General features: G+C 55.7%; 9 protein-coding genes. 8 read left to right on the forward strand and 1 reads right to left on the reverse strand.

Annotated features, from left to right (window positions below; all coding sequences use genetic code 11):
- Nucleotides 1-194: 194 nt before the first annotated feature.
- The 3 genes from QP995_RS04140 (at nucleotide 195) to hrpA (ending at nucleotide 6,805) form a co-directional block, all read left to right on the forward strand.
- Complete coding sequence (locus QP995_RS04140; RefSeq protein ID WP_016422633.1) at nucleotides 195-1,697, forward strand: DUF1846 domain-containing protein; 1,503 nt, start codon at nucleotides 195-197, stop codon at nucleotides 1,695-1,697.
- Between the two features lie 61 nt (nucleotides 1,698-1,758).
- Nucleotides 1,759-2,691 (forward strand): oxygen-dependent tRNA uridine(34) hydroxylase TrhO, encoded by a 933-nt coding sequence (gene trhO, locus QP995_RS04145; RefSeq protein ID WP_016422632.1) that lies wholly within the window; start codon nucleotides 1,759-1,761, stop codon nucleotides 2,689-2,691.
- Nucleotides 2,692-2,785: 94 nt separating this feature from the next.
- A complete protein-coding gene (hrpA, locus tag QP995_RS04150) occupies nucleotides 2,786-6,805 on the forward strand; it encodes an ATP-dependent RNA helicase HrpA (RefSeq protein WP_284852946.1) in 4,020 nt (1,339 codons plus the stop codon).
- On the opposite strand, the gene nrdR is transcribed toward hrpA, so the two are convergent.
- On the reverse strand, nucleotides 6,802-7,284 hold the full coding sequence (gene nrdR / locus QP995_RS04155) for a transcriptional regulator NrdR (RefSeq protein WP_042388651.1): 483 nt from the start codon (nucleotides 7,282-7,284) through the stop codon (nucleotides 6,802-6,804). The two genes, hrpA and nrdR, sit on opposite strands and share 4 nt — an antisense overlap.
- Nucleotides 7,285-8,149: 865 nt before the next feature.
- Here nrdR and lexA point away from each other — a divergent pair.
- The 5 genes from lexA (at nucleotide 8,150) to QP995_RS04180 (ending at nucleotide 13,300) form a co-directional block, all read left to right on the forward strand.
- The gene (gene lexA / locus QP995_RS04160; RefSeq protein ID WP_016422629.1) at nucleotides 8,150-8,851 is read left to right on the forward strand and encodes a transcriptional repressor LexA; all 702 of its coding nucleotides are present in this window, start codon (nucleotides 8,150-8,152) and stop codon (nucleotides 8,849-8,851) included.
- 93 nt (nucleotides 8,852-8,944) lie between these two features.
- Nucleotides 8,945-9,724, forward strand: a complete 780-nt coding sequence (locus QP995_RS04165; RefSeq protein WP_284852947.1) for a DeoR/GlpR family DNA-binding transcription regulator — start codon at nucleotides 8,945-8,947, stop codon at nucleotides 9,722-9,724.
- Complete coding sequence (locus QP995_RS04170) at nucleotides 9,721-10,692, forward strand: 1-phosphofructokinase family hexose kinase (protein WP_284852948.1); 972 nt, start codon at nucleotides 9,721-9,723, stop codon at nucleotides 10,690-10,692. The genes QP995_RS04165 and QP995_RS04170 overlap by 4 nt, the downstream gene beginning before the upstream one ends.
- Before the next feature lie 35 nt (nucleotides 10,693-10,727).
- Nucleotides 10,728-12,887, forward strand: a complete 2,160-nt coding sequence (locus QP995_RS04175; RefSeq protein WP_284852949.1) for a PTS fructose transporter subunit IIABC — start codon at nucleotides 10,728-10,730, stop codon at nucleotides 12,885-12,887.
- 140 nt (nucleotides 12,888-13,027) lie between these two features.
- Nucleotides 13,028-13,300, forward strand: coding sequence for an HPr family phosphocarrier protein (locus QP995_RS04180; RefSeq protein WP_016422625.1), 273 nt, complete (start codon nucleotides 13,028-13,030; stop codon nucleotides 13,298-13,300).
- Nucleotides 13,301-13,389: the final 89 nt, after the last annotated feature.

The raw sequence follows: 13,389 nt of genomic DNA on the forward strand, positions 1-13,389 counted from the left end.
TTTTGAATATCAATATGTTGGACTTTAATCAGACAATCCCCTACGCGTGGCCTAATAAGCCAAAGTTCCCAAAATTCCCCCCGCGACAGCAGTAACCGATACGACATTCGCAAGGCAGTATCACTACCATGGACACAGTAGAATTTCGCAAGCTTTAGCGCGCTCCTCGCAGACACAACTTCAGAAAGGGCACCATGGCTCAGGCTGTCGGTTTTAACCGCGAAAAGTACATCGAAATGCAATCCGCTCATATTAAGAAGCGGCGCGCAGACATCGCAGGTGAAGGCGGCAAGCTCTATCTCGAAATGGGCGGCAAGCTATTTGATGACATGCATGCCTCGCGCGTGCTCCCCGGCTTCACGCCTGACAATAAAATCGCTATGCTCGATCGCCTCAAAGACGATCTGGAAATCATGGTGTGCATCAATGCCAAGGATTTGGAGCGCCACAAGGTCCGCGCTGACCTCGACATCACTTACGAAGACGATGTGCTGCGCCTCGTCGATGTCTTTCGTGAACGCGGGTTTCTAGTCGACAGCGTCGTCGTCACGCAGCTTTCCGACGACAACACCCTGGCAAAGAACTTCATTGAGCGCCTGCAGCGACTCGGATTGAGCGTAATCCGCCATCGCAATATCGAGGGCTACCCGACAAACACGGAGAAAATTGTCAGTGAAGCCGGCTTCGGGCTGAATGAATGGGCGCAAACGTCGCGGGACTTGGTCGTTGTTACAGCGCCGGGCCCGGGCTCTGGAAAGCTGGCGACCTGTCTATCGCAGATTTATCACGATCACAAACACGGAATTCGTTCCGGTTACGCAAAGTTTGAGACCTTCCCTATCTGGAACCTGGCACTCGAACACCCGGTAAATCTGGCCTACGAGGCGGCAACAGCTGATCTCGATGACATCAATCTCATCGACCCTTTTCATTTGGCCGCCTATGACACCAAGGTCACCAGCTATAACCGTGATGTCGAGGTCTTCCCACTGCTGCGCACTCTGTTGGAGAAGCTCGCGGGCGAGTCGCCGTACAAGTCACCGACCGACATGGGCGTCAATATGGCCGGTTACTGTATCGACGATGACGAAGTGTGCCGAGAGGCATCCAACCAGGAAATCGTTCGCCGTTACTACAAGGCTCTTGTCGACGAACACAAGAACAGCGCAGACGACGAAGTCTCACAGCGCATTGCCATGATTATGAGCAAGGCCAACGTGTCGACAGCCGCCCGCCGAGTCGTCGCACCAGCACTTGAAGTTGAGAAATCTACCGGGGCACCGGGTAGCGCAATCGAATTGCACGACGGCACAATCATCACGGGCAAGACTTCTGAACTACTCGGATGCTCAGCAGCAATGCTCCTCAACGCTCTCAAGAAGCTCGCCAATATCGACCCGGACTTGCACTTGCTCTCCCCAGCTGCCATTGAGCCAATTCAAACGCTTAAGACGCATCACCTGGGCAGCCGCAACCCCCGCTTACATACCGACGAGGTTCTTATCGCCCTTTCCGTGTCGGCGGCCACCAGCGACGATGCCCGCGCAGCCCTCGCCGAGCTGAAGAACCTTCGAAACTGCGATGTCCACACCACCACCATTCTGGGCAGCGTGGACGAAACAATTTTCCGCAACCTCGGTGTGCTAGTGACTTCGGAGCCTAAGTACCAGAAGAAGGCTCTCTATCAGAAGCACTAAGCCATACCAGCAGCTCACGCCGAAAATAGGATAACTGAGAGAGCAGACTAGAATAGTCCCCGTGAGCATCAGCAAGATTCTTCTGTACTACCAGTTCGCCCCACTGTCCGATCCGCGTGCCATCATGCTATGGCAGCGCGATCTTTGCGAGTCGTTAGGGCTCAAGGGCCGCATTCTGGTGTCCGAGCACGGCATCAATGGCACCGTCGGCGGTGATCTCGATGCCTGCAAGAAGTACATCAAGAAAACCAAGCAGTACCCCGCTTTTCACTCCATGCAGTTCAAGTGGAGCGAAGGCGGCGCTGATGACTTTCCAAAACTCTCCGTCAGGGTTCGCGACGAAATCGTCGCTTTCGGTGCTCCGGGTGAGCTGAAAGTCGATGTCGATGGTGTCATTGGCGGCGGCACACATTTGAAGCCGGAAGAGGTCAATAAACTGGTCGAGGAACGCGGCGACGATGTCATCTTCTTCGATGGCCGCAACGCAATGGAAGCCGAGATTGGCAAGTTTAAAAACGCTGTCGTCCCGGACGTAAAGACCACGCACGACTTCATCGACGAACTGGAATCCGGTAAGTACGACTGGATGAAGGACAAGCCGGTTATCTCCTACTGCACCGGCGGCATCCGCTGCGAGATCCTCTCCGCACTTATGAAGAACCGCGGTTTCGAAGAGGTCTACCAAATCGACGGCGGTATTGTGCGCTACGGCGAAAAGTTTGGCAATAAGGGGCTGTGGGAAGGCTCCCTATATGTCTTCGACAAGCGCATGCATATGGAGTTTGGCGATGGCATCGAAGACGAGGACTACGTACAGCTCGGGCACTGCGTCCACTGCGGCAAGCCCACAAACACCTTCCAGAACTGCATCAACGAAGATACCTGCCGTCGTCAGGTGCTTATTTGCGATGATTGCTGGGAGCACACCGAGACACAGCACTGTGGGCGCGAGGACTGCAAGGAAGTTGCCGAAGAGCTAGCAGCCGCAAAGTAGGACGCTCCCTGCTGCCATCGGACTATCTCGAGCACCTCTTAATCAGCACAGATGTGGGTTGTCTCCCCAGACGCGGCTAATCTAGTAGGCAACCATGAGTACTCCTAGCCGTTCTGATAAACCAGCTCCACGTGCCCAGTCGGGAAACCACCACTCCGGCCACCGCAATTCCGCCAGGCCACAGCGCTCTGGCAAACCTGCTAAGGACACGCGTAAAAAGGAGCTCTACCAGCTCGCTGATCAATTGCCGATTCGGGAGGCTCAGTCCTTCCGACGCCGGCTAAAGCGAGCATCCGCGCCGAAGGCGCTGTCTGCAATCTCTGCAGACCTCGACTTTGCGCTGGAGCGGTTAGAAGATCGTCGTAAAGCGATTCCTCGCATCACCTACCCTGCCCAGTTGCCGGTGTCCGCGCGCCGCGACGACATTGCAGAGGCAATTGAAAACAACCAGGTCGTCATTATTGCTGGTGAGACTGGCTCTGGTAAGACTACGCAGATCCCGAAGATATGCCTCGAACTGGGACGCGGCGTGCGGGGCAAGATTGGTCACACTCAGCCACGTCGTATTGCGGCGCGTTCCGTCGCGGAGCGCATCGCTCATGAGCTGGGCGAAAAGATTGGACAGCACGTCGGCTATGCAGTGCGTTTTGATGATCGCGTGAGCAAGGATACCTGCATCAAACTGATGACCGACGGTATCCTGCTGGCCGAAATTGGCCGCGACCGACTGCTACGCGAGTACGACACCATCATCATCGATGAGGCGCACGAGCGCAGCCTCAACATCGACTTCCTGCTGGGATATTTAAAGCATATTCTGCCGCAGCGTCCAGATCTGAAAATCATTATCACTTCCGCGACGATTGATCCGGAACGGTTCGCTCGTCATTTCGCGCCTGACGACGAGCACCCTGCGCCCATCATCGAGGTGTCGGGGCGCACCTACCCGGTGGAAATCCGCTATCGCCCGCTGGTGCGGACCGTTGTTGCGAAGAATGGGCAGGAAAAGGAAGTCGCCATCGAGCAGATCGATGGTGTAATCGCTGCGTGTGAAGAGCTGATGCGGCTTGGCGACGGCGATATCCTGGTGTTCTTTTCGGGTGAGCGAGAGATCCGAGAAGCTGCCGAAGCCATCGAGGGCAAACACTGGAAAGGTGTAGAAGCCGTTCCACTATTCGGTCGGCTATCTAATGCAGAGCAGCATCGGATCTTCACTCCGCATTCCGGGCGTCGCATTGTGCTGGCGACCAACATTGCGGAAACGTCGCTGACGGTCCCTGGTATCGAGTATGTCGTCGATACTGGTACCGCACGCATTTCCCGCTACTCCACCCGCACGAAGGTGCAGCGCCTGCCAGTTGAGGACATCAGCCAGGCATCCGCGAATCAGCGCTCTGGACGCTGTGGCCGTGTAGCTGATGGTGTGGCGATTCGTCTCTACAGCGAAGAGGATTTTCTCTCGCGCCCCGAGTTTACGGATCCGGAGATTCTGCGCACCAATCTCGCTTCGGTTGTACTGCAAATGATTTCACTGCGGCTTGGCGCGATTGAGGACTTCCCCTTTGTCCAGCCACCAGAGCACAAAGCAATCCGCGATGGCATTAACCTGCTCACAGAGCTTCAGGCTATTACCACCACGTCGGGGTCTGATGCCCCCGAGCTGACGGACATCGGCCGACAAATTGCCCGTATCCCAGTCGACCCGCGTCTTGCCCGCATGCTGGTCGAAGGGTACGAGAACACCACTCTTGGGGCGGTAACCGTCATTGTCGCCGCTTTGTCTCTGCAGGATGTTCGCGAACGTCCACTGGAGTTCCAAGCTCAGGCAGATCAGCTACATGCCCGTTTTAAGGACACCACCAGCGACTTCAACTCCCTACTGAAGCTCTGGGAGTACCTGGAGGAAAAGCGTCGCGAGCTTAGCGGTAACCAATTCCGCAAGATGTGCAAGCGCGAGTACCTCCACTATCTGCGCGTTCGCGAGTGGCAGGACTTGGTGCGTCAGCTCCACCAGGCAACGGCCGAGCTGGGCTGGCATCTTTCGGCCCGCAGCTCAACCAACGGTGTCGACAATCCCGACGAGGTGGCAAAGTCACTGTTACCGGGTCTGTTATCGATGATTGGTACGCGCGAGGGCGAGGGCAAGGAATTTACTGGCACCCGCAACACTAAGTTCCTCATTCACCCCTCGTCCGCGTTGGCAAAGAAGCCGCCTCGCTGGGTGATGGCTGCGGAAATCGTCGAGACCTCGCGCACTTTTGCGCGCAACGTCGGCACGATTCAGCCGCAGTGGCTAGAGAAGGTAGCCCCTCATCTGCTCAAGCACCAGTACTCAAAGCCTCACTGGTCTACTAAGCGCGGTGCAGCGATGGCTTACCAGAAGTCGACGCTCTACGGCGTGCCCGTGGTGGTTGACCGTTTGATGCCTTATCACCGAGTCAATGCCGACGCCGCCCGCTCGATCTTCATTCGCTCTGCGCTTGTCGACGGCGAATGGAACACACATCACGAGTTCTTTAAGAACAATCAAGACAAACTTGCCGAAGCCGAGAAGATCGAGGAAAAGCAGCGTTCCCGCGGCATTGTCGTCGATGACGACGTGCTCTACGCGTTCTACGACTCCAAGCTGCCCGCCTCTATCACCACGGCCACCAATTTTGACCGCTGGTGGAAGAAAACTAAGCCCAAGCAGCCAAATCTACTGGACTTTGATCCCAATAAGCTGCTCAACCCCGAAGCCGGCGACATCGACGACAACGCCTTCCCCGAAATGTGGCAGCAGGGCTCGGTCGATTTCTCTCTGTCCTATAAATTCGAACCGGGCGCCCCTGATGACGGTGTGACTCTCCGTGTCCCCGTGCCTCTTCTTGCAGGTCTGCGTGAAGATGGCTTCGACTGGCAGGTACCAGGTCTTCGCGCTGAGCTCGCGGAAGCCTACATTCGCACTCTGCCGAAGGCACTGCGGAAGTCCGTTGTCCCCGCCCCGGATTTCGCACGCCGCGCGCTGGAGACGATGACTCCGTACTCAGGCCGCTTCGTCGATGTTTTTGCCGATGCTTTACGACGACTCGGAGGCTCGGGCATCAATGGTGCAGACTTTGCCCCTTCGAAGCTGCCAGCACACTTGCGCTTTAACTACGCAGTGGTCGACCGCCATGGAAAGATCGTCGATCAGAGCCGAGATCTTGCTGCGCTTCGAGACAAGCATGCCTCGACGGTCTCAACTGCTGTGTCGAAACGTTCGAAGTCTGCAGCACGCGAAGCTGTGAAAAAGTGGACTTCAGAGAACTTGGGCGCCGTCTCATTAACGGTCAAAAGTAATGTCGACGGTCAGTCCGTCACGATGTATCCGACGCTGGTGACCACCAAGGATGGCGTGGCCATTGAGGTCAAACCAACTAAGGCTCAGGCTGAGGCGACGTTGGCGACCACAAACTTGACAATGCTATTGCGGGATTGCCCAGTAAATGGTGCACAAATGACTAAGGGGCTTCCACTCCAGCAACGTGTTGGCGTGGACGCATGGCCACATGGGGGCGCCGATGGGCTTGTCGAGGACTGCCGTGTCGCAGTGATTCGCGACCGTATGATGGCTGCCGGCGGCCCGGTCCGCGATCCGAAGGAATTCGACAAACTACTCGAACACGTTCGTTCTGGAGTCGCCTCAGAGGTGCGCCAATTGGTCGTCGGCGTTGCCCAGGCAATGCCTCGTTATGTCTCGGTGGTAAATCAGCTAAACAAGTGGGAAGGCGATGCTATTGACGATATGCGTCGCCAGCTGGAGTTCATGTTCCCTAAGGGCGCTGTGGCAAGGCACGGTTGGCAGCACCTACGACATTTGCCACGTTATCTCCAAGCGATGGAGATTCGGCTTGAGGAAATGGACCGTGACCCGGACCGTGATGCCGAACGTGAAGATGAGGTGACTGAGGCCCGCGAATACTTGGCGGCAAAGCTTCAGCAGCTGCCTAAGGCACGTTCGAATTCCGCGGAGGTACGGGATATTCAGTGGCTCATTCAAGAGCTGCGCGTCAGCCTTTTCGCACAACGGCTGGGTACCGCCCAGAGCGTATCCCTGACTCGAATAAAGAAACGTGTGGATAAACTGCGTTAGTTCTTTTTAACCTCGTTGCCATTAGCCTGCGGTCCTTTCCCCTTGCGCATGCTGGCAATCTCTTGCGCGAAATCGTCCGCGGAGGAAAAGGACTTGTACACCGAAGCGAAGCGGAGATAGCCAACTTCGTCCAGTTCTTTGAGCGGCTCAAGGATGGCAAGGCCGATATCGTTTGAGTCCACCCGGGGCGTGCCTTTCTCGCGGAGGCTCTCCTCCACTTTTTGTGCAAGTTTCTTCAGCTGAGACTCTGATACTTCGCGCCCCTGGCACGCACGTCGAACACCCTGGATAACCTTTTCGCGGTTGAATTCCTCAGGGATTCCATCCCGTTTAACGACCATCAGCTGCGAGCGTTCAATCGTAGAAAAACGTTTGCCGCAATTCAGGCATTCCCTTCGGCGACGAATCCCCATACCGTTATCTATCAACCGTGAGTCCAAGACTCGTGTCTGATCATGATGACAAAACTGGCAATACACGGTCTCCAGTCTACGTCCCACCCCAACACCGGAAACTGGAATGATTATTGCGCGGAGTAGGAAGCGTACGTAGACGTAAAGGTGCTTTCGACCGCCTCACTTTGTCCCTGTTCAAAGACCATGCTGCCGAAAACTCCGAAGAAAGCACCAAGCCCTAGAGCCCATACCGCCATCAGGCGAGTCAGGTTAGTGCCTGCGGATACATCACTACGATTGGACTGCTGCGCCCTGCTAACGGATAGAGACGGACGCCCGTAGTTGACCGAGACATGACTGGGCCGCGACCTGTCCCTCCGCATTCGCGCCGATGAAGCCCCATTTCGATTGCGCTGTGCAATACGTGCACGCTGACCGGGCCGAACGATGTGCTGTGTGCAAGACGCACTACGTTCACCCCACACCAACGGGGCTTTCCGTGTCGTCCGAGCAGGGAGCTCGGAAACTTGAGAAAAGTCAATATCAGATGTGCTGCTAACACCAAGTGCGGTTGAAACCGTAGACATCATGTTTTCTCCCTTTCCAACGTTGACTCTCCCACCGTTGCCGGCCTGGAGAGAATAAGAGTTGTACGACCGTTTCCCGACGCTGTGGAGACTATGTCCAAGGGCGGATGCGGAGAATCCGTCTAGACCCTTTCATCAAACGACTGTTCGAGTAACTTGTCATGTTCGATTTATAACACCATGTTCGAATATTGTCTACTGCTATCCGGATTTATTTTCGATTTTCGACATCACCACCGCCTCCGAGCACGGATAATGTACACGTTTTCTAAAGAATTCAAGGGGGCACAGTGTTCGATGCTCGACGATTCGAACAGTTTTGAGTTATGATTCATTCGAAAGAGTTTGAGAAGGGATGTTCCATGGCTCAAAAGAAGAAAGCGAACCCTAAAACACTCACCGATCGGCAGCGTCGGATTCTTGACGTCATTTCGGATGCCGTCGTACTTCGCGGATACCCACCGAGCATTCGAGAAATTGGGGATGCTGTGGGCTTGAATTCCACCTCGTCGGTGGCATACCAACTCAAGGAGTTGGAGAAGAAGGGCTTTCTCCGCCGCGACCCACACAAACCCCGCGCGGTAAACGTAAGGGATTCGAAGTCCTCCGCTGGCACTTTCACTCCGGTAAAGCCTGGGCCAAAGGCTACTGGCACCACCCAAACTCCCGAGATGCCAGAGGACATGCCAGAGCCAATCTTCGTTCCTATCGTTGGACAGATTGCGGCTGGCAACCCTATTTTGGCGGAGCAGCATGTGGAAAGTCACATGGCACTTCCGATGGAGATTACGGGCTCTGGTCAGCTATACCTACTCAAGGTCGTGGGTGATTCCATGGTTGACGCGGGCATTCTCGACGGAGACTGGGTGGTAGTCCGTTCCCAAGACGTGGTCGAACAGGGAGATTTCGTTGCAGCCCTGTTTGAAGATGAAGCAACAGTCAAGGAATGGCACGAAGACGCTGCTGGCAAGTGGCTCATGCCCCATAATCGCGCCTTTGACCCACTCCCCGCGGAGCACGCCAAAATCCTCGGCAAGATTGTCAGCGTCCTACGCAGCCTCTAATTTCCCACATTTTCGTTGCCCGAAACAGACATAAACGGGCATACTGGGAACAGATAGTAAAGCTGAAATTTCTTAACAGCTAAGGAGCGGGGAATGTACGCAGAGGAACGCCGCCGGAAGATTGCGTCTTTGACAGCAGTCGAAGGGCGCGTGACGGTCGCTGATCTTGCGGAAGCTTTCGATGTCACAGCAGAGACGATTCGCCGTGACCTAGCTCAGTTGGATGCAGAGGGCGCAGTTCACCGCGTACACGGTGGCGCTGTGGCTACTCGTTCTTTTCAGACTGTTGAGTTTTCAGTTGCCGCTCGAAAGAACGCGCAAAAGGACGCGAAGCTCTCTATTGCCCGCTGTGCTGCGGATTTTCTGCCTGACTCTGGTGGTGGAATTTTTCTCGATGCTGGAACTACCACCGAGGCTCTTGCAGAGCTGATGGTCCACTCCCCTGATAACCGCCGTTGGTCGGTTGTCACAAACTCTCTTCCCAACGCCATCACACTCGCAGGATCGAACCGCATTGAGCTTCAACTCCTTGGCGGCCAAGTTCGCGTCATTACTCAGGCGGTTGCTGGCGATACGGCACTCCGCACTCTCGCGGTTATGCGTGCCGATGTCGCTTTCATTGGTTCTAATGCCTTGACAATTGACCACGGTCTTTCTACTGCTGATCCGCAGGAAGCGGCGGTAAAGCGCGCGATGATTACGAATGCGCGCAAGGTCATCGTTATGGCGGACTCGACGAAACTTGGCCGCGACTTTCTCGTCAGCTTTGCAGCATTGGAAGATATCGACGTCGTGATTACAGATTCCTCTGCCCCGGAACAGTTCGTCAACGATCTCAGGGAGCAAGGTGTCGAGGTTGTGGTTTCTTCATGATCCTGACCTTGACTGTAAATCCGTCAATCGATCGACTTGCTCGACTCGATACGGAGCTCAAGCGAGGTGGCGTGTTCCGCCTACCAATGGCTGAGGACATGGCTGGTGGCAAGGGAATTAATGTGTCCAAGGCGTTGCACTACGCCGGAGAAAAGACGCTCGCGCTCTACCCGGCATCGGACTCCGGAAAATTCACGCGCCTGTTGGAAGTCTCTGGCATACCCCATGAAGCCATCAACACGACTAACGAAGCCCGCGTTAATCTCACACTCGCAGAGCCAGATGGGACGACCACCAAGCTCAATTCCCCTGGCATGACATTGACGAAAGCGCACCGTAGGCGTGTCCTGGAGAAACTTATCCACCATGCTAAACACGCCACGTGGGTAGTTTTCGCAGGTTCATTGCCCCCTGGTGTCCCCAGGGATTTTTACGTTCAATGCACCGAGGCGGTGTATTCGGTCAACCCGAATATTCGTGTTGCTATGGATACGAGCGACGGCCCACTGACTGAGGTCGTTCGCGCATTTCCAAAGGTGCGACCTTTTTTGATGAAGCCGAACGCCTACGAACTTGGTCAAATCATTGATCAGGACGGCGAAGAACTTGAGGCCGCTGCAGCCGAAGGGAACTATCTTCCCGTAGCGCAGGCTGCTCGTGCGCTGAACGAGCTTGGCGTTTCCGAAGTCCTGACCACTCTCGGCGAAGCAGGGGCGGTGCTTTCAGTGAAGTCAGGCGGTTGTTTCGCTGCTACCTCCCCCTCGATAGTCGCTCAGTCGACGGTCGGTGCTGGAGACTGTGCTTTGGCCGGCTACGTTATGTCCCGCGAACGCGGTGATAGCTACCAAGATGCACTAACCACCGCCGTAGCTTATGGGGCGGCGGCAACCAGTCTTCCCGGTACGACCATCCCCTATCCAGAACAGGTTCACCCCGAGGCCGGCCGGTTATGGCAGCTCGACACTTAGCTTTTCGATGCCTAGATAAGGAGCATTAGAAAACCATGTCTTCTTCGGCAGATTTTTCCGCTATTGCATCAGACCTAGCCGATGAGTCGACAGTGTTCCTTGACCTAGATATCGGTCCGCAAAAGGAGAAGATCCTTAACTATCTCGTCGCTAAAGCTGTAGAGACCGGCCGCGCCACCGACAGCAACGGCATCGTCGCAGCAGCCCTCGAACGCGAAGAGAAGGCCCCGACAGGTCTGTCGGGAGGGATAGCCATCCCCCACTGCCGCCATGAGGACTGGTCGAAGCCGACCCTGATGTTTGCCCGCTTAACCAGCGCTACAGAATTCACCACACCAGATGGGCCGGCGGACCTGCTCTTTTTCATTGGTGTCCCATCTAGTAACAGCGATGTCCACGTCGATATTCTGGCCGCACTCGCAAAAGCACTTCGCGATAAGGGGTTTCGCGCAGCTCTTCGCGGTGCTGAAAGCGATGAAGAGACTGCCCGGATCATTAGCGAGCACGTCACCAAAGCGCCTCGTCGGAAAGCGAAAAAACCTCCGGCGAAGACCAATATCGTCGCCATCACGGCCTGCCCCACGGGCATCGCACACACTTATTTGGCAGCCGAAGCGCTTACTGGCGCGGCAGAAAGCATGTCTGATGTCACACTAACTGTAGAGACGCAGGGCTCGGCAGGAACCCAGGAAGCCCCCGCAGAGGCAATTGTCCGGGCCGACGTGCTAGTAATCGCAGCCGATATTGGGGTTACGGGGCTTAAGCGCTTCAGCGATAAACCACAGGTCAAAGTGCCAATTCGTAAGGCAGTCAATGAACCTACTGCGGTTATTAAACAAGCGAAGGCAAAAGCAGAACAATCACGGGTTCGCGCCTACGACCGAAAGGCGCCGCAACCTAAGGATGACCACGACAAGGAGGCCGGTTCGCAAACCGGTACTACAGGCGCAGACCCTTCATCTGAGAGGGTACAAGCAACTACGAAGGTGGGGGCACATAAATCATCGTTAGGCGGTGACAAAGCCTTCGGACACTGGGTTCGTGATGCCATTATGACCGGTGTCAGCTATATGGTGCCGTTCGTGGCCGCATCGGGGTTGTTGATTGCGCTGGGATTCCTCGTCGGCGGTCATCAGGTTGGTGTAGTAGCTGACGCCGTGACTAGGGATTTGCGGCTGCCGGAGATTATCGGACTCGATGCCCCGATTGCTGTGCCGACAGAAGATCTCGGCACCGTGCTAATTGATCGTAGTGGGCTGTGGCTGTATCTCGGCTCGGCGCTTTTTGCCATTGGCAACCACGGCATGCAGGTCATTGTGGCTGTAATGAGTGCTTATATCGCCTTTGGCATGGCTGGCAGAGCCGGCATTGCACCAGGCTTTATTGGCGGTGCCATCGCGGTCACGGTTGGCGCCGGCTTCCTTGGGGGCCTGGTGACAGGCATCCTGGCGGGACTAGTTGTAGCCCTACTGTTGAGGATGAAAGTCCCGGACTGGCTGCGACCGCTGATGCCGGTTGTCGTGATTCCTATGCTCGGCGCTATGTCCGTTGGGCTCACCATGTACCTGCTGCTCGGGATGCCGCTGGCGTGGCTGATGACGGCTCTGCAGCAGTGGCTGCAATCACTGGATACGACGGCGGCGTTCCTGTTCGGTGGTCTTCTCGGCGCAATGATGTGCGTGGATATGGGCGGAATGATCAACAAGGCTGCTTATCTTTTTGCCGTCGCAAACATCGCCTCAGCAGATCCCGCATCATGGAAGGTCATGGCCGCTGTGATGGCGGCGGGCATGGTACCTCCATTGGCTACATCTCTGGCAGTTGTGATCCGACCAAAGCTGTTCAGTTCGGCGGAGCGTCAAAACGGCAAAGCGGGCTGGGTGCTCGGTGCGGCCTTCATTTCAGAGGGAGTAATTCCCTTCGCCGCCGCAGATCCGCTACGTGTGATTCCGTCGATTGTGATTGGCGGTGCCGTCACCGGTGGCACCTCAATGGCTTTGGGTGCGGCCACACGTGTTCCGCACGGAGGTATTTTTGTGCTGTTTGCAATCGACAACCCTGTCGCATGGCTTACTGCAATCGTCTTGGGCAGCATAGTGGCAGCAATTCTCGTTGTGGCAGCTAAAAGCCTGTGGCCGCGGCAAGTCAGCACCGATAATCAAAACCTAGAAGCAGACGTTTCAGCGGAAGCGTAGTTTTTACCGCACCGGCTGGTTTATCCCAACGAGCATTTCTACGATTTTCAGCAAACATTCCCCAACCCATCCGGGCAACCTATTAAGCTCAGAAATGGCATCGAGGAAATCGAGAAGCAGAAAGGCAGGATGCCGCTCGCATGGTTACTCAACATGTCCACGTCGGCTCCAAGGTGGGTATTCATGCCCGCCCTGCAACGGTCATCGCTGAGCGTGCCTCCCGTTTTCAGGAAGAAATTCTGGTCGAGCTCCTTGACTCAGACGAGCCCGACAACGAACCGGCCGATGCTTCATCCTCGTTGATGCTCATGGCACTCGGTGCCGAATTCGGCGATGAAGTCACTGTGACCAGTAGTAACGCGGTTGCGGTAGAGAAAATCGCCGAACTCATCGCCCAAGACCTGAGCGATTAAAAAGCAAAAGAGCTTAACGACGAAACATCGTGGCAACGGTCACGGGGTCCGTCGTTAAGCATTCGTGCGAGATTCTGCCCTGGACGGGT

Origin of the sequence: Corynebacterium sp. MSK032 (assembly GCF_030232065.1) — a bacterium.
Lineage (GTDB): Bacteria > Actinomycetota > Actinomycetes > Mycobacteriales > Mycobacteriaceae > Corynebacterium > Corynebacterium jeikeium_D.

Excerpts from the sequence above, each read along its gene's own strand:
- QP995_RS04170 (WP_284852948.1), top strand. The coding sequence starts at position 9,721 with ATGATCCTGACCTTGACTGTAAATCCGTCAATCGATCGACTTGCTCGA.
- QP995_RS04140 (WP_016422633.1), top strand. The coding sequence starts at position 195 with ATGGCTCAGGCTGTCGGTTTTAACCGCGAAAAGTACATCGAAATGCAA.
- QP995_RS04165 (WP_284852947.1), top strand. The coding sequence starts at position 8,945 with ATGTACGCAGAGGAACGCCGCCGGAAGATTGCGTCTTTGACAGCAGTC.
- lexA (WP_016422629.1), top strand. The coding sequence starts at position 8,150 with ATGGCTCAAAAGAAGAAAGCGAACCCTAAAACACTCACCGATCGGCAG.
- QP995_RS04180 (WP_016422625.1), top strand. The coding sequence starts at position 13,028 with ATGGTTACTCAACATGTCCACGTCGGCTCCAAGGTGGGTATTCATGCC.
- QP995_RS04175 (WP_284852949.1), top strand. The coding sequence starts at position 10,728 with ATGTCTTCTTCGGCAGATTTTTCCGCTATTGCATCAGACCTAGCCGAT.
- hrpA (WP_284852946.1), top strand. The coding sequence starts at position 2,786 with ATGAGTACTCCTAGCCGTTCTGATAAACCAGCTCCACGTGCCCAGTCG.